The sequence below is a fragment of the Streptomyces sp. NPDC034103 genome (genome assembly GCF_055575395.1).
The window spans coordinates 468,042-489,591 of the sequence record NZ_JBVISS010000004.1 but is presented as its reverse complement, the minus strand read 5'-3'; the positions used below and the strand labels follow the sequence as shown (position 1 = coordinate 489,591).

Genomic DNA, 21,550 nt, shown 5'->3' with positions numbered 1-21,550 from the left:
TCGGCTCGGATCGGCTCAGTAGCCGCGGTACTGCTGGTTGTTGTACGGGTCCTGGTACGGAGCCGGGGCGGGACGGGGCGCCGCGGGGCGCATCGCCTCGTAGCCCATGCCCTGCGCCATCGGACGCGGCTGCTGCGCCTGCGGGCCGGGATAGCCCCGCGGGGCGCCGGCCTGCTGCGGGATGTACGCCGCGGGCGCCTGCTGGAGCGGGGCGGGCTGCTGGGCCTGCGGATAGCCGTAGACGGGCTGGGAGGGACCCGCCGGCAGGGCGGGCAGCCCCGAGGACAGGGCGGGCAGGTTGTTGCTGCTCGGCATGGCGTACTCGGCCGGGACCCGGATCGGGGCGATCTGCGGGGTTCCCCGCTCGGCCACGAGGGAGTCGTAGATCGGAGTGTCCGGGAAGGAGGCGGAGTAGTAGCCGCCGCCATAAGTGGAGCGGGGGGAGGTCATGGCACATAAGTTAAGCCCACGATGTGCTGGTTGGGGAGACCGATAAGAGGGTTGATTTCCGTGTCGGCCGTGACCCCGGATCCCCAATGCGAGCGAAGTCGGGAAAATGGGACACCGCACAGGACATGGATGGCGCAAAAGCCGAGTTCCAGGCGGGTTACCGAGGGTTGCCCGGCGATCTTCCCGTGCACCGCATGGGAGTTCGCTGCCGCGGGGAATAGGTTGGCTCTGTAGGGAACCGATGGGCTGCCGGGACATGCCTGGCGCGGTGACACGTGATGGGGGCGACATGTCGATGTCGAAAGGGGCCAACGCTCCGGTGCCGACGACGGCACTGCGGGTCGAGGTGGGCTGGAGTCCCGGTCCCGGTGTGCCCGACGCCGACGCGTCGGCGCTGCTCCTGGTCGGCGGAAAGGTTCGCTCCGACGCTGACTTCGTCTTCTACAACCAGCCCGCGCACACCTCCGCGGCGGTCCGCCACGAGGGCAAGCGCAACGAGGGCGGCCGGGTGGTCGACACCCTTCTCGTCGACCTCGCGCGCGTGGAGGCCGCCGTCGAGACCGTGGTCCTGGCCGCCTCCAGCGACGGCGGCTCGTTCGGACAGGTGCCGGGCCTGTACATCGAGGTGAAGGACGCGGCGCAGGGAACCGTGGTGGCCCGCTTCGACAGCACGGGCGCCAGCGTCGAAACCGCTTTCGTGCTCGGTGAGTTCTACCGCCGCCAGGGCAACTGGAAGTTCCGCGCCGTCGGTCAGGGATACAGCAGCGGCCTCGAAGGCCTGGCCAAGGACTTCGGGATCACCGTGGACGAGCCGCAGCAGGCCGCACCGCCCGCGCCCGCGCGCGTGGCGCCGCCCGTCACCGCACCGCCGGTGACCATGCCGCCTCCGCCAGCCGCCCCTCCGGCACCGCCCGCACAGCCGGCGCAGCCGGTACGGCTGACCAAGGTCACGCTCACCAAGTCCGCCCCCTCGGTCTCCCTGACCAAGCAGGGCGGCACCTCGGGCGCGCTGCGGGTGAACCTCAACTGGGAGGTCCGCAAGCAGTTCTCGGGCTGGGCCGCCAAGCTGGGACGCCCGGTCGCGATGCACAACGACCTCGACCTGGACCTGTGCGCCCTGTACGAACTCACCGACGGCAGCAAGGGTGTCGTCCAGGCCCTTGGCAACGCCTTCGGCGCCCTGCACCAGCCGCCGTTCATCCACCTCGACGGCGACGACCGCACCGGTGCCGTCGCGAGCGGTGAGAACCTCACCGTCAACCTCGACCACCAACAGGCCTTCCGGCGCATCCTCGTCTTCGTCACCATCTACGAGGGCGCCCGCTCCTTCGCCGACCTGAACGCCAGGGTCACCCTCCAGCCGCAGTTCGGCGCCGCGATCGACTTCTCCCTCGACGAGTGCACCGTCCCCTCGACCGTCTGCGCCCTCGCCCTGATCACCAACACCGGCTCCGACCTCGTCGTCCAGCGCGAGGCCCGCTACCTGGTGCCCGAGCGCGGGGTGAGCCCGCAGCGCACCGTCGACTACGCCTACGGCTGGGGCATGAACTGGACCCCCGGCCGCAAATAGGCTCAGCCTTCCTCGGGCACCGTCTCCGGGCGCGCGTAGGTGCGGCCCTTCCAGGCCGCACCGCGCCCCCGGTAGTGCTGCACGGCGGAGTCGACCGTCATCAGCAGGTAGAGCGACGCCGTGAACGGCAGCAGGGGCGCGAGCCACGGGGGCTGCCGGTAGTAGCGGAGCATCGGCAGGTACGTCCCCGTCATCACCAGCCACGCCAGACCGCCGAGCAACGCCACCGGCGTACTCCGCGTGGCGAGCCCCAGGGCCAGGGCGACGGGCGGCACCAGGTAGACCAGCGCGAGCCCGGCCACCGTGCCGGCCAGCAGCGCCGGGTTGTGCCGCAGTTGCGCGTAGGCACTGCGCGACACCATGCGCCACAGGTCGTGCAGCCGCGGATAGGGGCGCACGCTGTCCACCCCCTCGGCCAGCCCCAGCCAGATGTGACCGCCCCCGCCCTTGACCGCGCGCGCGAGCGCCACGTCGTCGATGACGGCGTGCCGGATCGCGTCCGGGATCCGGGCCCGTTCGGCGGTCTCGGCCCGCAGCAGCACACAGCCGCCCGCGGCGGCCGCCGTCCGGGCGCCCCGCCTGCCGATGCGGCGGAAGGGGTACAACTGGGCGAAGAAGTAGACGAACGCGGGCACGACCAGCCGCTCCCACGGGCTCTCCACCCGCAGCCGGGCCATCAGGGACACGGCGTCGAAGCCACCGGTGCGCGCCGCCGCGACCAGTGCGCGCAGACTGCCGGGCTCGTGCGCGATGTCCGCGTCCGTCAGCAGCAGGTACTCGGGATCACGCGCGCGTGCCAGAGCGATGCCGTGGCGCACCGCCCACAGCTTGCCGGTCCAGCCGGCGGGCGGCTCACCGGGCGAGCCGACGGTGAGCGGCAGCCCGCCGTGCCGCCGCGACAGCTCCCGGGCGAGTTCCCCGGTGCCGTCCGAGCTGCCGTCGTCGACGAGGAAGACCTCGGCCCGTCCGGGGTAGTCCTGGGCCAGCAGTGAGGGCAGGCCGGCGGGCAGGACCGCGGCCTCGTCGCGCGCGGGGACCACGACACCGACCGACGGCCACACATCGGGATCCCGCCGCTCGGGGAGTCTGACGTCCGTGCGCCAGAAGAACCCCTGGCAGAGCAACAGCCACAGCCAGGCGGCGAGGGAAGCGGCGGCGGTCCAGGCGATAGCGCTCACCCGCGCAGTGTGCCCCACCCGACCGGCCCCGGAGGGCTCATGTTCTATCGTGACCGGGTGAAGATCGCGCTCATGGACTCCGGCATCGGCCTTCTGGCGGCCACCGCCGCGGTACGGCGTCTGCGCCCGGACGCCGATCTCGTCCTCTCCCTCGACCCCGACGGCATGCCCTGGGGGCCGCGGACCCCCGAGGACCTCACCCGGCGGGCCCTGGCCGTCGCCGAGGCCGCCGCGGCGCACCGGCCCGAGGCGCTGATCGTCGGCTGCAACACCGCCACCGTGCACGCGCTGCCCGCCCTGCGCACCCTCCTGGAACCCGCCCTGCCGGTCATCGGCACCGTTCCGGCGATCAAGCCGGCGGCGGCCGGCGGCGGACCCTTCGCGATCTGGGCCACCCCCGCCACCACCGGCAGCCCCTACCAGCGCGGCCTGATCAAGGACTTCGCGGCCGGTGTCACCGTCACGGAGGTGCCCTGCCACGGGCTGGCCGAGGCCGTGGAGCACGCCGACCAGACGGCCATCGACGCCGCGGTCGCCGCAGCCGCCGCCCTGACCCCCGAGGACGTGACCACGGTCGTCCTCGGGTGCACCCACTACGAACTCGTCGCCGAGCGCATCCGCGCCGCCGTCCAGCGCCCCGACTCCCCGCCGCTCGTCCTGCACGGATCCGCCGGGGCGGTCGCCGCCCAGGCGCTGCGCCGGATCGGCGAGCAGCCCGCCCCGCAGGCCACCGCCGACGGCACCCTCACCGTGCTGCTGAGCGGACGCCAGGGGACACTGCCCGCGGCCGCCCTGGCCTACGAGGAAGGCCGCGCTCTCCAAGAGGTCAGCTCCGCCCGCTGACCTGGGCGCACCCGGCGCGCTCAGCCCACCGGCCCATTCGACCCCCGCCGCGCGCTACCCCCATGGCAAAACCTGAGTAATCTCGAAGGCATGAGGGACCACCCCCACGGCGAGAAGACGCCGCATCCCGACGTCTGGACCGGACGCGCCACCAACCGGGTCCAGTGGCTCCTGGCGCTCTCCGGAGCCGCCTGCATGGCCCTCGGTATCGAACTGGCCGTCGACTCGGCGTGGACCTCGGGGATCGCCCCGCTCGCCATGGCCGTCGTCGGCTGCATCGCGGCCGGTCTGCTCGTCCTGTTCGGCACCCTGGCGTTCGTGCACGTGGCGCTGAAGGTCGACGCGGAGTCCCTCGAAGTGCGCTGCGGCCACATGGGGCTGCCCCGCCGCCGCATCCTGCTGTCGAACGTGGCGGGCGCCGAGGTAGACCCGGACGTCACCCCGCGTCACTGGGGCGGCTGGGGCTATCGCTGGCGGCCCGAGAAGGGCACCGCCGTCGTGGTGCGCCGGGGCGAGGGCATCGTGCTGAGCCTGTGGGACGGGCACACGTTCACGATCACGGTGGACGACGCCGAGGCAGCCGTACAGATCATCAGGGACCGGCTGCACCCACGCGCACACGGCACGGCCCACTAGGCCCTGTCGTCCCAGGCGCGCTCCTGACGCTGTGACCCGTCGGTCAGGGGACGGGCCGTGGCCAGGCCCGCCAGGAGGCCGGCGCCCACCGAGACCGTGGTGAAGCTGAGCGCGTTGCCGACCGCGGCGATCGTGGCGAGCGCCGTCAGGGCCGCGCCCGCGGTGAGCACGACCGGTGTGGGGCGCGGGGAGCGCCAGAGCGTGTAGAGCAGCCAGCAGAAGGCCGCGGCGAGCAGGAGCAGCCCGGTGACTCCCTGTTCGGCCGCCTGTTGCAGCGGTGCCGAGTGCGGTTTGCCGTCGGGCAGCATCATCTGGGCGGCCGTCGTGCTGAGCTCGCCGAATCGACCCGGGCCGACGCCCAGAGCCGCGTCCCGGGACGCCATGTGCAGCGCGTCGTGCCACAGCTCGATGCGGTGCCGGGTCAGCTGGCCCTCCAGCGACACCGCGAGCCCCTCCGGCACCGCCTCGCCGGCCACCGCCCAGGTCAGCCCGGTCGCCAGGACCGCCGTCAGGAGCAGCCCGGCGAAGCCCGCGCCCCGGTGGCGGCCCATCCGCCCGGCGGCGAGCGAGCACAGCAGCACCGCGGCACCGGTGACGCAGGCGCTCGCCGAGCCGAGGACGGCGGCGGTCACGACGGTCCCGGCGGCCAGCAGCCGCAGCAGCAGCCGCCACGCGGGCGTACTCACGGTCCACGCCGCGCAGCACGCGGCTCCGGTGGACAGGGTCAGTACGGCGGCGGTGGCGCCGGCATGGCCGAGCGGGGAGGCGATCTCGGGTCCCGCGGAGAGCTGCGGCGCGGCCGCCGTGAGGCCGAGCCCCGCCACGGCGGCCGCCGTGAGCGCGGCGGCCGGCCGGATCGCTCCGCCGACGCGTCCGGCCGCGTAGCCGGCGGTCACCGCGAGAACGGCGAGCAGCATGCCTTCCGGACGCCCGTCATGGACGGCCGCGGTGACCAGGGACCAGGCGGCGCAGGCCCCCAGCACCACGACACCCGTCGCGTCAGAAACGTTTCGTCTGTCGCCGTCCGCCAGCGGACCGGCCGCAGACGTCCTCCCCGTGGACCCCATCCGACCCCCGAACCAGTCGCCCCCGCGACCTGCGCCGGCCCCGGTCGCACGGCCGCCTGACCGGCGGTACGACAAAGGCCCCGGCACACGGTAACCGCTGATGGGCGGTTTGTGGACAAGATGTGCAGGAACGATGCGCCGGGGGCGTGCGCGGGCGCCCGCGCTGCCGCACGGACCGTGCTGTCGGCGCCGATGTCACCCGCCGTACACTCCCGGAGTGACCGTCACCGCAACATCCGTGGACGAGTCGGACCAGAAGCAGCCCGCGGCGCCCGCCTCCCGCGTGGCCCGTCTCGTGCGCTTCGCCCCGGCTCTCGCCGCCGCGCTCTTCGGAGTGCTGCTCTACGTCAGCTTCCCGCCGCGCACCGTGTGGTGGCTCGCCCTACCGGCCTTCGCCGGCTTCGGCTGGGTCCTGCGCGGCCGCAGCTGGAAGGCGGGCCTGGGCCTCGGCTACCTCTTCGGGCTCGGCTTCCTGCTGCCCCTGCTGGTGTGGACGGGCGTGGAGGTGGGCCCCGGGCCCTGGCTGGCCCTGGTGGCGATCGAGGCGGTCTTCGTCGCCCTGGTCGGCGCGGGCGTCGCCACGGTCTCGAAGCTGCCCGGTGCGCCGCTGTGGTCGGCGGCCCTGTGGATCGCCGCCGAGGCCGCACGCGCGCGTGCGCCGTTCAACGGCTTCCCCTGGGGCAAGGTCGCCTTCGGCCAGGCCGACGGCGTGTTCCTCCCGCTGGCCGCGGTCGGCGGCACCCCGGTGCTCGGCTTCGCGGTCGTCCTGTGCGGCTTCGGGCTCCACGAGGTCGTCCGCCTGGCCGTCCGCAAGAGCCGTGACCAGGAGGTACGGCGCTCCGCCGCGGTCATCGCCCTGCTCGCCCTCACCGTCCCGGTGGCCGGGGCCCTGGCCGCCCGCCCACTGGTGAGCGACAAGGCCGAGAACGGCACCGTGACCGTCGCCGCCATCCAGGGCAACGTGCCGCGCGCGGGCCTGGACTTCAACGCCCAGCGCCGGGCCGTGCTCGACCACCACGCGCGGGAGACCGAGCGGCTGGCCGCCCAGGTCAAGGCCGGCAAGGTGGCCAAGCCCGACTTCGTGCTGTGGCCCGAGAACTCCTCCGACATCGACCCGTTCGCCAACCCCGACGCGCGTGCCGTCATCGACGGCGCGGCCAAGGCGATCGGCGTGCCGATCTCGGTCGGCGGTGTCGTCGAACGGGACGGCAAGCTCTACAACGAGCAGATCCTGTGGGACCCGGTCAAGGGACCGACCGACACCTACGACAAGCGGCAGATCCAGCCGTTCGGCGAGTACCTCCCGCTGCGCTCGCTCATCGGCGCGATCAACAGCGACTGGACGTCCATGGTCCACCAGGACTTCAGCCGCGGCACCGAACCGGGCGTGTTCACCATGGCCGGCGCCAGGGTCGGACTCGTCACCTGCTACGAGGCGGCCTTCGACTGGGCGGTGCGCTCCGAGGTCACCGACGGCGCCCAGCTGATCTCCGTGCCCAGCAACAACGCCACCTTCGACCGCAGCGAGATGACCTACCAGCAACTCGCGATGTCCCGGGTCCGCGCGGTCGAGCACAGCCGGACCGTCACCGTCCCGGTGACCAGCGGCGTCAGCGCGATCATCATGCCGGACGGTCGGATCACCCAGAAGACCGGCATGTTCGTCGCCGACTCCCTCGTCCAGAACGTGCCGCTGCGCTCCTCCGAGACCCCCGCGACCAGGCTCGGCATCCTGCCGGAGATGGCGCTGGTGCTGCTCGCCGTGGGCGGACTGGGCTGGGCGATCGGCTCCGGTGTGCGCAACAGGCGTACGGAGGCCGCCGGTTAGGGTCGGGGGCATGGCTACTCCCGACTTCATCCGTGAGATCCGGGCCTCCGCCGGGCACCAGCTGTTGTGGCTGCCCGGCGTCAGCGCCGTCGTCTTCGACGACGAGGGGCGGGTCCTGCTGGGGCAGCGCGCGGACAACCACGAGTGGACGGTGATCTCGGGCATCCCCGACCCCGGGGAGCAGCCCGCGGCCGCTGCCGTCCGGGAGGTCCACGAAGAGACGGGTGTGCACTGCGTCGTCGAGCGGGTCGTCCTCGTCCGGTCGGGGAGAGAGGTCGTCTACCCCAACGGCGACACGTGCCAGTTCATGGACATCACCTTCCGCTGCCGGGCCGTCGGCGGCGATGCGCGGGTGAACGACGACGAGTCCCTCGAGGTCGGCTGGTTCGAGGTGGACGCGCTGCCCCCGATGGGCGAACGTCAGCTGTTCCGGATCAAGCAAGCACTGTCCGATGAACCCACATGGTTCGAGCCCATGAGTTCCGAATGAAGTATGGGCGCTGACCACATGGGGTGAGTCAGGGGCGCTGCTTAGGGTCAAGCCATGACCCCGCCCAGCGCCCTCCCGGCCCCCCGCGCCTCCTCGCTCGACCTCGGCGGCCGCACCGCCCTCGTCACCGGCGCCGCCGGCGGCATCGGCCGCGCCTGTGCGCTGCGGCTCGCGGCCGCCGGGGCGAAGGTGAGAGCGGTCGACCGGGAGGCGCGGGGGCTGGAGGAACTCGCCGAGACCGCCCGGGGCCTCGCGGGCACCGTCGAGCCGCACGTCCTCGACCTCACCGACCTGGACGCCGCCGAACTGGCCGCCGCCGGCACTGACGTGCTGGTCAACAACGCCGGGCTCCAGCTGGTGCGTCCCCTGGAGGAGTTCCCGCCCGACGTCTTCCACACCGTGCTCACGGTGATGCTGGAGGCGCCGTTCCGGCTCATCCGCGGCGCCCTGCCCCACATGTACGGGCAGGGGTGGGGCCGCATCGTCAACGTGTCCTCGGTCCACGGACTGCGGGCGTCGGCGTTCAAGTCGGCGTATGTGGCCGCCAAGCACGGCCTGGAGGGTCTGTCGAAGACGGCCGCCCTGGAGGGCGCGCCCCACGGTGTCACCTCCAACTGCGTGAACCCCGCCTATGTGCGCACCCCCCTGGTCGAGAAGCAGCTCGTCGACCAGGCCCGGGCGCACGGCATCCCCGAGGAACGCGTCCTGAGCGAGGTGCTCCTCCAGGACAGCGCGGTCAAGCGGCTCATCGAACCCGAGGAGGTCGCCGAGGCCGTCGCGTACCTGTGCGGCCCGCAGGCCTCCTTCGTCACCGGCACGTCGCTCGTCCTCGACGGGGGCTGGACGGCCCACTGACCGGCGCACTCCCGCCGTATCGGGAGTTGTCCACAGGGCTGACGAGGTGACCGTGCGATGAGGAATCCTGTGAGCATGTCCCGCGATCACGCGCAGTCCGCCGAGCACCCCGCCGGCAGCGCCGAGGCACCGTTCCTGGAGCTGCTGGCCAGGGGCGCGTCCGCCGACGCCTACGAGCAGCCGGTGCTTCTCGCCCGGGCGGAGGGACGACCGGCCGACCGGATCGCCGAGCTCGAACAGGCGAAGCTCGTCGCCCTGCGCGTGCGCTCGGAGCTGGAGGGCAGGCGTCGGCGGGAGGCCGAGCTGTCCGCGCTCTTCGAGACCGCGCACGACCTGGCGGGGCTGCGCGACCTGGACGCCGTGCTCCAGGCGATCGTGCAGCGCGCGCGGTCGCTGCTCGGCACGGACGTCGCCTACCTCAGCCTCAACGACCCGGCCCGCGGCGACACCTACATGCGGGTGACCGAGGGGTCGGTCGCCGCGCGCTTCCAGCAGCTGCGGCTCGGGATGGGGGAGGGGCTCGGCGGACTCGTCGCCCAGACGGCCCGGCCCTATGTCACCGACGACTACTTCCAGGACGAGCGCTTCCAGCACACGCGCACCATCGACGCGGGCGTCCGGGACGAAGGGCTCGTCGCCATCCTCGGCGTACCGCTGACGCTCGGGCACCACGTCATCGGGGTGCTGTTCGCCGCCGACCGGCGGGCCCGGGTGTTCGAGCGCGAGCAGATCGCCCTGCTCGGGTCCTTCGCCGCGCTGGCCGCCGCCGCCATCGACACCGCGAACCTGCTCACCGAGACCCGCTCGGCCCTCGCCGGTCTGGAGCGGGCCAACGAGATCATCCGCGACCGCAGCGGGGTCATCGAGCGCGCCTCCGACGTGCACGACCGCCTCGCCGAGCTGGTGCTGCGCGGCGGCGGGGTGCATGACGTGGCGGCCGCCGTCGCCGAGGTCCTGGACGGCAGGGTCGAGTTCACCGAGGCCGCCGCCGCCCCGGCCGACGCCCTGGAGGCCTCCCGCGCCGAGGGCCACGCGGTGCGGCACGGGGACGACTGGATCGCGGCCGTCGCCGCCGGCGGCGAACTGCTCGGCGCGCTGGTGCTGCACGGCCACCCCGGGCTCGACCCCGTGGACCAGCGCACCCTGGAGCGCGCCGCCATGGTCACCTCCCTGCTGCTGCTCGCCAGACGCTCGGCGGCCGAGGCCGAACAGCGGGTCCGCGGCGAGCTGCTGGACGACCTGCTGGATGCCCGCGACCGCGACCCGCGCCTGCTGCGCGAACGAGCCACCCGGCTGCGCGCCGACCTCGACGCCACCCATGTCGTCCTCGCCGCCCGCCTCGACGGCACCACGGCCGACGCCGAGCAGGAGGCGGAGGCGCGCAGACGCCTGTGGTCCGCAGCCTCCCACCTCGCCGCCACCCGGCACGGACTGGCGGCCGCCCGCGACGGCGGCACCGTCCTGCTGCTGCCTCTGAAGCCCGGCGACACCGCGACGGCCCTGGCCCGGCGTACCGCCCGTCATCTGGGCACCGCCGTCCACGAGGCGGTCACCGTCGGCGCCTCGGGCCCGGTCGAGGACCTGGCCGCCCGCCCGGACACCGTGGCCGCCGCCTACGAGGAGGGGCGCCGCTGTCTGGACGCCCTGCGGCTCCTCGGCCGCACCGGCGACGGTGCCGCCGCCGAGGACTTCGGGTTCCTCGGGCTCCTCCTGGCCGGTGACCGGGACATCGCGGGCTTCGTCGACCGCACGATCGGCCAGGTCGTGACCTACGACGAGCGCCGCGGCACCGACCTGCTGCGCACCCTCGACGCCTACTTCGCCTGCGGTATGAGCCCGGCCCGCACCAAGGACGAACTGCACGTCCACGTGAACACGGTCGCCCAGCGACTGGAGCGCGTCGGCCGCCTGCTCGGCGACGACTGGCAGAGCCCCGCACGCGCTCTGGAGATCCAACTCGCCCTCCGGCTGCACCGGTTGTCGGCATCGCCGCAGCACTGATACGCCGACCGGCCCCCGTACGCGTCGGCGTGCGGGGGCCGGTCCGGCGGGGCGGTCAGACCGTGCGGGCGTCCGCGGTCGCGGCCTTCGCCCCCGCGTCCTCGTCCGCGGCGGAGCCGACGTCGGCGAGGTCACGGTCGCGGGTCTCCTTGGCCACACCCACCGCGATGAGCGTCACCACGGCCGCGGCGATGACGTACAGGGCGATCGGGGTGGAGCTGCCGTAGTCGTCCAGCAGCGCGGTGGCGATCAGCGGCGCGGGCGCGCCGGCGGCGACCGAGGCGAACTGGGCGCCGATGGAGGCGCCGGAGTAGCGCATCCGGGTGGCGAACATCTCGGAGAAGAAGGCGGCCTGGGGCGCGTACATCGCCCCGTGCAGCACCAGTCCCACGGTGACGGCGAGGATCAGGTTGCCGAAGTCGCCGGTGTCGATCAGGGAGAAGAACGGGAACATCCACAGCCCGATGCCGGCCGCGCCCAGCAGGTACACCGGACGACGCCCGATCCGGTCCGACAGGGCGCCCCACAGCGGGATCACCGCGAAGTGCACGGCCGAGGCGATCAGGACGGCGTTGAGCGCGGTCTGCTTGGAGACGTCGGCCGCGGTGGTGGCGTAGACGAGGATGAACGCGGTGATGACGTAGTAGCTGATGTTCTCGGCCATGCGCGCGCCCATCGCGATCAGCACGTCCCGCCAGTGGTGGCGCAGCACGGACACGATCGGCAGCTTCTCCGCCGTCCCCTGCTCGGACTTGCGCGCCTCGGCGTGGGCCAGGGCCTGCTGGAAGACCGGTGATTCATCGACAGAGAGACGAATCCACAGACCGACCATCACGAGCACGCCGGAGAGCAGGAACGGGATCCGCCAGCCCCAGTTGGTGAAGGCGCTGTCCGAGAGCAGGGCCGTCAGCAGCGAGAGCACGCCGGTGGCCAGGAGCTGTCCGGCGGGTGCTCCGGTCTGCGGCCAGGAAGCCCAGAAGCCGCGCCGCCTGGCGTCGCCGTGCTCGGACACCAGCAGGACGGCGCCGCCCCACTCGCCGCCCAGCGCGAAGCCCTGGACCAGGCGCAGCACGGTCAGCAGCACCGGGGCGGCCGCGCCGACCGTCGCGTGCGTGGGCAGCAGCCCGATCGCGAAGGTCGCCCCACCCATCAGCAGCAGACTCAGCACCAGCAGCCTCTTGCGGCCCAGTCGGTCCCCGTAGTGCCCGAAGACGAGCGCGCCGATCGGACGCGCGGCGAACCCGACCGCGTAGGTGAGGAACGACAGCAGGGTGCCGACGAGGGGATCGGAGTCGGGGAAGAACAGCTTGTTGAAGACGAGCGCCGCGGCGGATCCGTAGAGAAAGAAGTCGTACCACTCGATGGTCGTGCCGATGAGGCTGGCGGCGACGATGCGCTTCAGGTTGTTCGGCGTCGGTGGAGCGGTTGCTGCGGAGGCCATGTGCGCCACTTCCTCGTGTGCGGTGGGGACGGGTACGTGTTCGCACACCGTAGGAACGGGCAGGTCAGGGGCACATGTGGTGGGACTACATAGTTTCTGGGCGACCTGTACGTGCTGCCGCTATGTCGGGGTGGCGGGATCCAGGGGGCGGACCCTGTCGCGATATAGCGCTAGCCTGCTGGTCGCGGCGCTGCTCGCGCCGCCTGGGGACGTTCGATGGGAGCGGGACGGAAGCATGCCGGAAGAGATGTCGCCCACCGCGAGGCGCTCCGGCGCCGGTTCGTCGCCCGAGCTGCGGGCTTCTCACGCGGACCGGGACCGGGTGGTGGATGTGCTGCGGATCGCGGCCGGGGACGGCCGGTTGACCGCCGACGAGCTGGACGAGCGCCTGGGGGCGGCGCTGTCGGCGCGGACGCTGCGGGAACTGGCCGAGCTCACCGCCGACCTCCCGTCGGGAGCGGCCTCGGTCGGCGTGGCCGGGGCGGAGGCCAAGGACCTGGTGCGGATCGAACAGGTCCACAGCGGTCCGATCCGGCGCCACGGGCGCTGGGTGGTGCCGCGCAGGATGGAGCTGGAGGTGACGTACTGCGAGGTCACCCTCGACTTCACCGATGCCGTGATCACGCATGACACCCTGCGGATCGACCTGACCATGACGGGCAGGACCCTGACGCTCGTCACACGCCCGGGCGTCGTGGTCGACACCGACGGGCTACGGCTGGCTCACAGCAGGGTCGAGCAGCGCCGGACCGCGGCGCACCGGGAGACGCCTGTGGTCCTGCGCGTGGAACTGGTGGGGCGGAAGGTGCACGGCCGCGTGGTCGTGCGGCCGGCGCGCCGGACGTTCGGGCAGTGGCTGCTGCGCAGGCCACTGCCCTTCTCCGCGGACGGATGAGACCCGGTCGGAGCCGGATCAGCTGACGCAGACCAGCCCGAGGAGGCAGAGCCCCGAGGGAGAGGTCGGCGAGGACGCCTCGGACGAGGAGGGGTTCGTCGAGGACGCGCCCGTGCCGGACGTGTCGGACGTACCGGATGCGTCGGAGGTGCCGGACGCGCCCGTGCCGTCGGTGCCGTCCGCCGTGGAGGGGGCGGGGGAGGCCGCCGTCTCCACGACCGTGCCCGTGGTGTCGGAGACCGTGGAGGTCGCCTGGGACCCGGCCGCGGATATGACCGTGCCCAGGGGCGCCGTGCCGCTGTCCTGACGGGCCGTCCGCGTGGCCGGAGTGGCCTCGGGGGCGGCCGCGGACTGCTCGTGCGGGGCGTTCGCCGTGGCCGAGCCGGTGGCGGACGACGTGCGGTGGGAGCGGTGCGTGTCCGCGGGGGTCGCCGAGGCGGGGACGGCTTCCGTGGCCGGCCCCTGGGCGACGCCCATGGTCTCCGTGTCCGGCGCGGAGGCCGCCTGCGTGCGGTCCGTGGACTGGCGGTCCATCGAGGCGGCGGTCAGCCCGCCGCCGACCAGGGCGACCGCGGTGGCCACCAAGGCCCTGCGCTGGGTCTTCCTCCAGCGCTCCCGCTGCCGCCGCCGAGACGCACGGCCCGTGGACGCGGAGGACCCGGCCAGGGGCAGGACGTCCAAGTCCTCGGAGGGATGCGCCTGGGGTGCCTCGCAGCTCTCCTCGGCACCGGGGCCCTCCTCGTGCCACAGGCGGTCCGGTGCCGACCATGTCGCCGCGGCTGTCCCGGGGGTCGTCCCGGCGGCCGGCGCGGGCGCCGCGACGGCGACGGGAGCGATGTCCGGGGCGTAGGCACCACACCCGGGGCACGCCAGGGCGCCGTTGAGATGCCGACGACAGGTGGAGCAGTAGTCCATGTGCGGTCTTCCTGTGTTCGCTTGTGCCAGAGGATCAAGCCGCGAGCAAAGGTAGCGAGGCTTTCGAAAGCGTGTGTGGAGTCTGTGTGACGCCCCTGCGCAGATGTGACCAGGACGTGATCGCATAACGACACATACCGCGCAGGGGCGCCCCCTCCCGGGCGGCGCGAGTCGTCCCGGGCCGTCAGCCGCCCAGCGCCGACAGCACCACGGACCTGGCCTCCTCCTGGACCTGCCGCAGGTGGTCCGGGCCGAGGAAGGACTCCCCGTAGATCTTGTAGACGTCCTCGGTGCCCGACGGCCGGGCCGCGAACCAGGCGTTGGCGGTGGCGACCTTGATACCGCCGAGGGCGGCGCCGTTGCCGGGGGCCTCGGTGAGGACGGTGGTGACCGCTTCCCCGGCGAGGGTGTCGGCGGTGACCTGGCGCGGCGACAGCTTGGCGAGCAGCGCCTTCTCCTCGCGCGAGGCGGGGGCGTCGACGCGGGCGTAGGCGGGGGCGCCGAAGCGGTCGGTGAGCCTGGCGTAGTGCTGCGAGGGGGTCTCGCCCGTCACCGCCGTGATCTCGGAGGCGAGCAGGGCCAGGATGATGCCGTCCTTGTCGGTGGTCCACACCGAGCCGTCCCGGCGCAGGAAGGACGCCCCCGCCGACTCCTCACCGCCGAAGCCGAGAGCGCCGTCGGACAGGCCGTCGACGAACCACTTGAAGCCGACGGGGACCTCGACCAGCTTGCGGTCGACGTCCGCCGCGACCCGGTCGATCATGCTCGACGACACCAGCGTCTTGCCGATCCCGGCGTCGGCGGGCCACTGCTCCCGGTGCGAGAACAGGTACGAGATCGCCACCGCCAGATAGTGGTTGGGGTTCATCAGGCCGCCGTCCGGGGTGACGATGCCGTGCCGGTCGGCGTCGGCGTCGTTGCCGGTGGCGATGTCGAACCGGTCCCGCCGCTCGATGAGCGAGGCCATGGCGTACGGCGAGGAGCAGTCCATCCGGATCTTGCCGTCCCAGTCCAGCGTCATGAACCGCCAGGTGGGGTCGGTGAGCGGATTGACCACCGTCAGGTCGAGACGGTGCTGTTCGGCGATCCGGCCCCAGTAGGCGACCGAGGCACCGCCCAGCGGGTCGGCGCCGATGCGCACACCGGCCGTCCGGATCGCCTCCAGGTCCAGCACGTTCGGCAGGTCGGCGACATAGGTGCCGAGGAAGTCGTAGCGGCCGGTTCCGGAGGCCGTCAGGGCGCGGGCGTAGGGGATGCGCCGTACGTCCTTCAGACCGGCGGTGATGATCTCGTTGGCCCGGTCCTGGATCCAGGAGGTCGCCTCGGAACCGGCCGGTCCGCCGTTCGGCGGGTTGTACTTGAAGCCGCCGTCGGCGGGCGGGTTGTGCGAGGGGGTGACCACCACGCCGTCGGCGAGACCGGAGGCGCGGTTCCTGTTGTGGGTGAGGATGGCGTGCGAGACCGCGGGGGTGGGCGTGTAGCCGTCGGTCTCGTCGATGAGCACGGTCACGTCGTTGGCGGCGAAGACCTCCAGCGCCGTGATCCGCGCCGGCTCGGACAGGGCGTGGGTGTCGGCGCCGAGGAAGAGGGGGCCGTCGGTGCCCTGGGCGGCCCGGTACTCGCAGATGGCCTGGCTGGTGGCCGCGATGTGGTCCTCGTTGAACGCCGCCGCCAAGGACGAGCCGCGATGCCCCGAGGTACCGAACGCCACCCGCTGGCCCGGCTCGGCCGGGTCGGGGTGCAGCGCGTAGTACGCCGTGACCAGACGGGCCACATCGATGAGGTCCTCGGGTCCGGCGACCTGCCCCGCTCGCGCGTCCTGCATGTTCCCGCTCCTCCGCAAGGGTCGACCGTTGGGTGTGTCCCTCATTCTCCCCTGCCCGGACTTTCCGGGCGCGCACAGGTCGGCCGTTGTGGCACGTCGACGGCGGGTGCGAGGATGCAGGCCGGCGAGCGAAGGGACACCGACGTGAGGCACGAGGACCAACGGCCGCCCGCCGCAGCGCTGTTCGACGCGCTGGGCGCCGACTACGAGAAGGCGTTCGCGCACGCGCCGGCGCATCTGGCCGCGCTGGAGTGGCTGATCGAGCGCCTGCCCCCGGCCGCGCGGATCCTCGACGTGGGCAGCGGCACCGGGCGGCCCACCGCGGCCGCACTCGTCGAGGCGGGACACTCGGTGCTGGGCGTCGACGTGTCCGCGGTCATGGTCGAACTCGCCGCGCGCCAGGTTCCCGGGGCCGAGTTCCGCTGTGCCGACATCCGCGAACTGCCGCTGGAGACAGCCGCGTTCGACGGTGTGTGCGTGTTCTTCTCGCTGCTCCAGATGGCCCGCGCCGAGCAGTCCGCGCTGCTGCGGCGGCTCGCCCTGGCCCTGCGCCCCGGCGGCCACCTGGTCCTCGCCACCGTCCCCGCGGACGTGGAGGACCTGGAGGTGGTCTTCATGGGCCGGCCGGTCCGTGCGACCAGCTTCGCCGAGGACGACGTCGTCGCCCTGGCCGAGGATGCGGGACTGACGGTCCTCTCCCGCCAGAGCCTGGTCTTCACCCCGGACCACCCCGGCGCCGAGCCCGAGCCCCACCTCTTCCTGTACTGCCGACGGGACGGGGACGGGGGCTGAGCCCCGAGCGGGGTCGTACAGCTGCCGACCCTCGCGCGCGGCCCCGCGTGGGCCGGCGCCGCGCTCCGGGACGGCAACGCCCTGCGGGTGTCGCTGCCGCGGACGCCCGGGGTGCTGCTCATCCGGCTTTCCTGGTTGGGGCATTCGCCGTCGGCGTCGGAGGTACGGGCAAGGAGAGGTCCGGACCTGCGCGGCGAGCGGTGGGCCGTCAAGGGCGGACAGATCGAGTACGCGCAGGGGCGTCAGGGCGCGCCGGCCGGTGTGGCCGCTCCCGCCAAGGGGAGCGTGTCGCTCCGGCGGCGGTCCGGTCAGTGGGCGCCCCCGGCGCCCCGGGCCCTCGGCAGGCGGTCGAGCGCGTCAGTGCGGGGGCAGCGCGCGGACGACGTCGGGGAGGGGCGTGGCGGGACGCCCGGTCAGTCGGGGCACGGCGTCGCTGACGCCGTCGAGTTGCCCCGCGGCGATGGCGGTGTACGTGGACACCCAGGCGTCGAGCTGCCACCGCGGGGCGCCGTAGGAGGAGCGCGAGGCGTACGCCTCCTCGACCGTCTCCGGGTGATACGCGACGGGGCGACCCCACACCTCGGACAGGACGGCCGCGGCCTCCTCCAGCGACAGGGACTCCGGTCCGGTCAGGTCGTACACGGCACCGGCGTGCTCGGCCGGCCGGGTCAGCACCGTAACGGCGGCGTCGGCGATGTCGTCCTGGGAGACGAACGCGGCCCGCCCCTTGCCGGCCGGGCCGCGGATGACGCCGTCCGCCCCGGCCAGGTCCGGCACGAAATCGGCGTAGATGTTGTCCCGCAGGAACGTGTACGCCAGGCCGGTGGCCCGGATGTGCTCCTCGGTGTGGAAGTGGTCGCGGGCCAGGGTGAACTCCGCGTCGGGCGCCGCGCCGAAGAAGGAGACGTACACCAGGTGCCGCACACCGGCCTCGACGGCGGCGTCCACGAAGGCCTGGTGCTGGGAGAGCCGGTCGGCGCTCTCGGAGGCGGACACCATGAACAGGGTGTGCGCGCCGGTGAGGCCCCGTACGGCGGCGTCGTGATCGTCGTAGGCGCCGCGGACCGCTGTCGCACCGGGCAGCCGCGGCGCTCGCTCGGGGCTGCGTACCAGCAGCCGCTGCGGCACGTCCCGCTCGGCGAGGCGACGGGCGACGCGGCCGCCGAGGCGGCCGGTGGCCCCCGTGACCACCAGTGTCGACTCGGTCATGATCAGCTCACTTCCTCACACGGGGTGGCCGGGGGCCCGGATCGACCCGTACCGGTCGCGCCCCGGGGGTGCGGTGGACAGGGTTCCCCATGGTCCACCGGATCACGCCCGGGGTACAGCGGCAACCGGCGTCACGACCTTCCACGGTTCAGTGGCGTGACCGTCCGTCATGACGTGGTCCTACGGGGGAGCGGCGCGTCAGCGCCCGCCGTCCGGTCGTCCCGCCGTCCGGTCGTCCCGCCGTCCGGTCGTCCCGTCGTCCGGTCGTCCGGTCGTCCGGTCGTCCTGTCGTCCCGTAGGTCAGCGTCGCAGGAGCGTCAGCCGGTACGTCGTCGTCCGGGACCCGTCCTCGCCGGTCACGGTGACGACGGCACGGCCGTGGGCCCGCTCCACGGTGACGGTGGCGTACGGGTCGCGTGCCGTCGACGTGACCACGGCGCGGGTCGGATCGGCGGTCCGGACGCGGTAGTCGGTCCTGTCGGGGGAGAAGTCGGCCACCGGCACGCCGTTGACCTCGATCGATGCCGCGGCCGCGTCCGAGGAGACCCCGGGCGCCCTGGCGTACACCTCGACCTCGCTCATCGTGAGGTAGCCGCCGGACCGGGCCGTCATCACCAGGCGCACCCCGGTCGCCGGGCTCGATGCGCGCAGCGGCACGCCGACCACCGGTGTCCCCTCGGTCCCGACGGCGATCTCGTCGCTCGCGTCGACCCAGGAGCCGTCGACGCGCACCTGTGCCTTGAGGCTCGCCGGGAAGGAGGGGGTGTCGCCGTCCCGGTAGAAGTGCGCCACGACCCGGTCGAGGTCGCGTGCCCTGGGCAGGGCGAAGGTGAGGGTGTCGGACGGGTTCTTGGTGCCGGACCGCCAGTTGGACCAGGCCTTGTCGGTGGTGTCGCCGTTGCGCAGGCGCTCGGCGGAGTAGCCGCTCTCGGTGTAGGTGGCGGCGACGGTGACACCCGGGTCGGGCGCGATGTCGGTCAGTTTTGGCTCGGTGACCTGTACGCGGACGGTCGCGTCGACCGTGCCGCCGCCCACGATCCGTGCGACGCCGTCCAGGGTCACCACGCCGGTCTTCTCGTACGCCCCGCCGGGGGCCGCTTCCCAGGTCACCGGGAGGTCGGTCCGGCCGCCGTGCGCGCCGACACCGACGACCGTGTCCGGCAGCCGCGGACTTGCGCCCGCATAGGTCTTGGCGCGACCGGGCAGGGTCGAGGCGATCGTGTCGACGGTGACGGTCGCCGTCGCGCGGATCGTCCGCCCGAGCGGATCGGTCGCCCGCCCCGTGACCCGTACGGTGCCGGGCTCGGCCCAGGCGTCGTCGGAGGGCAGGTCCCACGCCACCGGCAGGGCGCCGCGGGCGCCGTCCCGGTAGACCGGCGTCACCGTCCGCGGGAGTACCGGCGCCAGCCCGGGCACGGTGAACACCTCGGCCTTCTCGGTGCGCAGCACGGTCTCGTCACTCACCGTCCAGCGTTGGTTGGCCGTCGAGGTCGGGGTGTACGTGGAGACCTTGGCGCCGTCCGCCGAGGACTGGCCGGCGACGTCGAGCAGTCGGCCGGTGGCGGCGTTGACGAAGGTCCAGGTGCCGTCCCCGGTGGTCGACATGATCCACTGCGCGGCGGCGCTGTCCGAGGGGTCCTCGAGGACGGCCTGGTCGTCCCGTACGGCGATCCGCTTGCCGGTGGCGATGTGGGTGAGGGCGTACCGCGCGCGGTGGTCGGTGCCGGGCGTCAACTGCCGTACGGACCACAGCTGTCGGGCGCTGCCGTTGTCGTTCGCGCGGATCACGACGCCGGTGCCGTCGTCCGACGGGGCGAGCGACTTGCCGCTCTGCGTGCCGGTCAGCCGGTAGACATGGCCGGGCTGTACGAGGGCGGCGTCCTTCGCGACCCCGCTGACACCCTTGACGAGGAAGCTGGTGACCGACTTCGCGGGGACGGTGAGGGTGGCCGAGCGGTCGGTGACCCGGACCGGGGTGCCCTGGACGAGGGCGCCGTCCGCGCTGGTCACCACGGGGGTGACGGTGGCGCCGCGGGTGACCTTGCCGAAGCGGGACAGGTCGAGGGTCACGGAGCGGGCGGACGCGGTGCCGTTGACGTGCACGACGGTCGCGGACCGGCCGGACCTGCTGACGGCGGCGACGCTGGAGGTGTCGTCGACCTTCACGAAGTGGTCGCCGGGTCGGATGTAGTGGGTGAAGTTCCGGATGGTGTGGAACTTGGAGTTCGCCTTGATCGGGCAGGTCTCCAGGGTGTCCTCGGCCGTGCAGTTGAACGGCACATGGATGCTGCCCCAGTTCTTGCCGGCGGCGGCCTGCGGGGCGGAGTCCTCGATCGGCTGCCAGAACACCCAGGCGGAGGGCTCCAGTTCCCGCATGTCGTCGACCATGCGGGTGGCGATGCCGAGTCCCGGCTCCATCCCGGTGAAGTCGGTGCCGGTGCCCCAGGTGCCCTCGACCTCGCTCATCCACAGCGGCTTGTCGGCGCCCTTGGCGATGTCGCGGGCGCTGGTGCGCTGGCTCGTGCCGTACGTGTGCACGTTGAGCTGGCCGACGGCGGCCCGGGCGTCGTCGGCGTAGGCGTTCCAGTTGGTGGTGAAGATGCCGGGGTTGGTCTCGTCCATCGCGGAGACGCGGGCCTTGGTCGTGGCGCCCCCAAGTGCCTTGTGCAGGGCGAGGATCACCTTCTGCTGGAGCGCGGGCCCGGCGTGGGCGCCTTCCTGCCGACCGCCGGTCGGCTGGCCGTTCGGGCCCAACTGGGTGCCCCAGTAGGAGGTGTTGGGCTCGTTCAAGGGGTCGATGGTGTCGAAGGTGATGCCGTGTTCGCGTTCCATCCGCTCGGACACCCGCACGAGATAGGTGGCGAACTCGTCGACCCGGTCGGCGCGGATCTGGTCGGCGCCGGCGTCGAAGCCGCCGGAGACGTAACCGCTGACGGTCTGGAACCAGGGCGGCGAGTTGCTGAACGCCTCCCACTTGGTGACCCTGTTTTTGACCTGGGCGACCCACCAGCGCTGGTTCGCGTCGGCGCCCCAGTCCCAGTGCTCGGGATTGTTCGGGTCCCACCAGTCCCTGTCGTTCTGCGTGGTGCCCTCGGGCGCCTTCCAGAAGCCCTCCATGGTCGCGCCGGCCTTCATGTAGTCCGTGCGGACGTCCGGGGCGTTGCCGCCGCCGATGTTGTAGCGCGCGATGTTGAGTGCGAGGCCGTCCTTGCCGAACAGCATGTCGACGAGCCGTCTTCGGATCGGCTCCGGATAGCCCCCGGTGGCGTTGGCGAACCAGACCAGGCTGGTGCCCCACCCCTCGAACTCCTCCTGCTGGTACGAGGGATCGACCCGCACCGTGACCGAGCCGGCTGTCGCCGTGTCCGCGGGGGAGGCGGCGGAGGCGGGGAGGGCGGGAGCGGCGGTGACGAACCCCGCGGCGAGAGCGAGGGGGACGGCCGGGGCCAAGGCCCGGACGATGCAGCGGCGGCGGTGGGACACGGAACTCCCTTCCAGGGAACGGAGAATCACAGAATCGACCAGAAGCGATCAGACTCCCAGCATGCTCAACGA

17 protein-coding genes are annotated in these 21,550 nt (G+C 72.9%); 9 read left to right on the top strand and 8 right to left on the bottom strand.

Annotation, left to right across the window (positions count from 1 at the left end):
* Nucleotides 1-15: 15 nt before the first annotated feature.
* Nucleotides 16-450, bottom strand: a complete 435-nt coding sequence (locus ACZ56U_RS11620) for a DUF6643 family protein (RefSeq protein ID WP_469083831.1) — start codon at nt 448-450, stop codon at nt 16-18.
* Nucleotides 451-745: 295 nt separating this feature from the next.
* On the opposite strand from ACZ56U_RS11620, the gene ACZ56U_RS11615 reads away from it, so the two are divergent.
* Nucleotides 746-2,020, top strand: coding sequence for a TerD family protein (locus tag ACZ56U_RS11615; RefSeq protein WP_469083881.1), 1,275 nt, complete (start codon nt 746-748; stop codon nt 2,018-2,020).
* Between the two features lie 2 nt (nt 2,021-2,022).
* On the opposite strand, the gene ACZ56U_RS11610 is transcribed toward ACZ56U_RS11615, so the two are convergent.
* Complete coding sequence (locus ACZ56U_RS11610; protein ID WP_469083830.1) at nt 2,023-3,216, bottom strand: glycosyltransferase; 1,194 nt, start codon at nt 3,214-3,216, stop codon at nt 2,023-2,025.
* A 39-nt stretch (nt 3,217-3,255) separates the two neighbouring features.
* On the opposite strand from ACZ56U_RS11610, the gene ACZ56U_RS11605 reads away from it, so the two are divergent.
* Nucleotides 3,256-4,041 carry a glutamate racemase gene (locus ACZ56U_RS11605; RefSeq protein WP_469083880.1) on the top strand — a complete coding sequence of 262 codons (786 nt, stop codon included), beginning with the start codon at nt 3,256-3,258 and terminating at the stop codon, nt 4,039-4,041.
* A 90-nt stretch (nt 4,042-4,131) separates the two neighbouring features.
* A complete protein-coding gene (locus tag ACZ56U_RS11600) occupies nt 4,132-4,677 on the top strand; it encodes a hypothetical protein (protein WP_469083829.1) in 546 nt (181 codons plus the stop codon).
* Here ACZ56U_RS11600 and ACZ56U_RS11595 read toward each other — a convergent pair.
* On the bottom strand, nt 4,674-5,744 hold the full coding sequence (locus ACZ56U_RS11595) for an O-antigen ligase family protein (RefSeq protein ID WP_469083828.1): 1,071 nt from the start codon (nt 5,742-5,744) through the stop codon (nt 4,674-4,676). The genes ACZ56U_RS11600 and ACZ56U_RS11595 overlap by 4 nt on opposite strands.
* A 217-nt stretch (nt 5,745-5,961) precedes the next feature.
* On the opposite strand from ACZ56U_RS11595, the gene lnt reads away from it, so the two are divergent.
* From lnt to ACZ56U_RS11575, 4 genes are all read left to right on the top strand, one after another.
* Nucleotides 5,962-7,572, top strand: a complete 1,611-nt coding sequence (gene lnt / locus ACZ56U_RS11590; RefSeq protein ID WP_469083827.1) for an apolipoprotein N-acyltransferase — start codon at nt 5,962-5,964, stop codon at nt 7,570-7,572.
* 10 nt (nt 7,573-7,582) lie between these two features.
* Complete coding sequence (locus tag ACZ56U_RS11585; RefSeq protein ID WP_469083826.1) at nt 7,583-8,062, top strand: NUDIX hydrolase; 480 nt, start codon at nt 7,583-7,585, stop codon at nt 8,060-8,062.
* A 54-nt stretch (nt 8,063-8,116) separates the two neighbouring features.
* Nucleotides 8,117-8,917: a 3-hydroxybutyrate dehydrogenase gene (locus tag ACZ56U_RS11580; RefSeq protein WP_469083825.1), complete on the top strand. Its 801-nt coding sequence runs from the start codon at nt 8,117-8,119 to the stop codon at nt 8,915-8,917.
* Nucleotides 8,918-8,992: 75 nt separating this feature from the next.
* Nucleotides 8,993-10,918, top strand: coding sequence for a helix-turn-helix domain-containing protein (locus ACZ56U_RS11575; RefSeq protein WP_469083824.1), 1,926 nt, complete (start codon nt 8,993-8,995; stop codon nt 10,916-10,918).
* Between the two features lie 55 nt (nt 10,919-10,973).
* Here the strand turns inward: ACZ56U_RS11575 and ACZ56U_RS11570 are convergent, their stop codons facing one another.
* Nucleotides 10,974-12,359, bottom strand: a complete 1,386-nt coding sequence (locus ACZ56U_RS11570; RefSeq protein ID WP_469083823.1) for an MFS transporter — start codon at nt 12,357-12,359, stop codon at nt 10,974-10,976.
* 235 nt (nt 12,360-12,594) lie between these two features.
* On the opposite strand from ACZ56U_RS11570, the gene ACZ56U_RS11565 reads away from it, so the two are divergent.
* Complete coding sequence (locus tag ACZ56U_RS11565) at nt 12,595-13,254, top strand: DUF1707 SHOCT-like domain-containing protein (protein ID WP_469083822.1); 660 nt, start codon at nt 12,595-12,597, stop codon at nt 13,252-13,254.
* 18 nt (nt 13,255-13,272) lie between these two features.
* Here the strand turns inward: ACZ56U_RS11565 and ACZ56U_RS11560 are convergent, their stop codons facing one another.
* Nucleotides 13,273-14,169: an SCO2400 family protein gene (locus tag ACZ56U_RS11560; RefSeq protein WP_469083821.1), complete on the bottom strand. Its 897-nt coding sequence runs from the start codon at nt 14,167-14,169 to the stop codon at nt 13,273-13,275.
* 184 nt (nt 14,170-14,353) lie between these two features.
* Nucleotides 14,354-15,994 carry a phosphoglucomutase (alpha-D-glucose-1,6-bisphosphate-dependent) gene (pgm, locus tag ACZ56U_RS11555; protein ID WP_469083820.1) on the bottom strand — a complete coding sequence of 547 codons (1,641 nt, stop codon included), beginning with the start codon at nt 15,992-15,994 and terminating at the stop codon, nt 14,354-14,356.
* A gap of 114 nt (nt 15,995-16,108) precedes the next feature.
* Here pgm and ACZ56U_RS11550 point away from each other — a divergent pair, with 114 nt between their 5' ends.
* The gene (locus tag ACZ56U_RS11550; RefSeq protein ID WP_469083819.1) at nt 16,109-16,786 is read left to right on the top strand and encodes a class I SAM-dependent methyltransferase; all 678 of its coding nucleotides are present in this window, start codon (nt 16,109-16,111) and stop codon (nt 16,784-16,786) included.
* Between the two features lie 357 nt (nt 16,787-17,143).
* Here the strand turns inward: ACZ56U_RS11550 and ACZ56U_RS11545 are convergent, their stop codons facing one another.
* Both ACZ56U_RS11545 and ACZ56U_RS11540 read right to left on the bottom strand, forming a co-directional pair.
* The gene (locus tag ACZ56U_RS11545; protein WP_469083818.1) at nt 17,144-17,995 is read right to left on the bottom strand and encodes an SDR family oxidoreductase; all 852 of its coding nucleotides are present in this window, start codon (nt 17,993-17,995) and stop codon (nt 17,144-17,146) included.
* 300 nt (nt 17,996-18,295) lie between these two features.
* A complete protein-coding gene (locus ACZ56U_RS11540; RefSeq protein WP_469083817.1) occupies nt 18,296-21,445 on the bottom strand; it encodes an RICIN domain-containing protein in 3,150 nt (1,049 codons plus the stop codon).
* Nucleotides 21,446-21,550: the final 105 nt, after the last annotated feature.

Bases quoted from the DNA above. Each gene is read 5' to 3' on its own strand.
- ACZ56U_RS11560 (WP_469083821.1), bottom strand. From the start codon at position 14,169: ATGGACTACTGCTCCACCTGTCGTCGGCATCTCAACGGCGCCCTGGCG.
- ACZ56U_RS11595 (WP_469083828.1), bottom strand. From the start codon at position 5,744: ATGGGGTCCACGGGGAGGACGTCTGCGGCCGGTCCGCTGGCGGACGGC.
- ACZ56U_RS11545 (WP_469083818.1), bottom strand. From the start codon at position 17,995: ATGACCGAGTCGACACTGGTGGTCACGGGGGCCACCGGCCGCCTCGGC.
- ACZ56U_RS11600 (WP_469083829.1), top strand. From the start codon at position 4,132: ATGAGGGACCACCCCCACGGCGAGAAGACGCCGCATCCCGACGTCTGG.
- ACZ56U_RS11550 (WP_469083819.1), top strand. From the start codon at position 16,109: ATGCAGGCCGGCGAGCGAAGGGACACCGACGTGAGGCACGAGGACCAA.
- ACZ56U_RS11570 (WP_469083823.1), bottom strand. From the start codon at position 12,359: ATGGCCTCCGCAGCAACCGCTCCACCGACGCCGAACAACCTGAAGCGC.
- ACZ56U_RS11580 (WP_469083825.1), top strand. From the start codon at position 8,117: ATGACCCCGCCCAGCGCCCTCCCGGCCCCCCGCGCCTCCTCGCTCGAC.
- ACZ56U_RS11585 (WP_469083826.1), top strand. From the start codon at position 7,583: ATGGCTACTCCCGACTTCATCCGTGAGATCCGGGCCTCCGCCGGGCAC.
- ACZ56U_RS11565 (WP_469083822.1), top strand. From the start codon at position 12,595: ATGCCGGAAGAGATGTCGCCCACCGCGAGGCGCTCCGGCGCCGGTTCG.
- ACZ56U_RS11615 (WP_469083881.1), top strand. From the start codon at position 746: ATGTCGAAAGGGGCCAACGCTCCGGTGCCGACGACGGCACTGCGGGTC.
- ACZ56U_RS11620 (WP_469083831.1), bottom strand. From the start codon at position 450: ATGACCTCCCCCCGCTCCACTTATGGCGGCGGCTACTACTCCGCCTCC.
- ACZ56U_RS11575 (WP_469083824.1), top strand. From the start codon at position 8,993: ATGTCCCGCGATCACGCGCAGTCCGCCGAGCACCCCGCCGGCAGCGCC.
- pgm (WP_469083820.1), bottom strand. From the start codon at position 15,994: ATGCAGGACGCGCGAGCGGGGCAGGTCGCCGGACCCGAGGACCTCATC.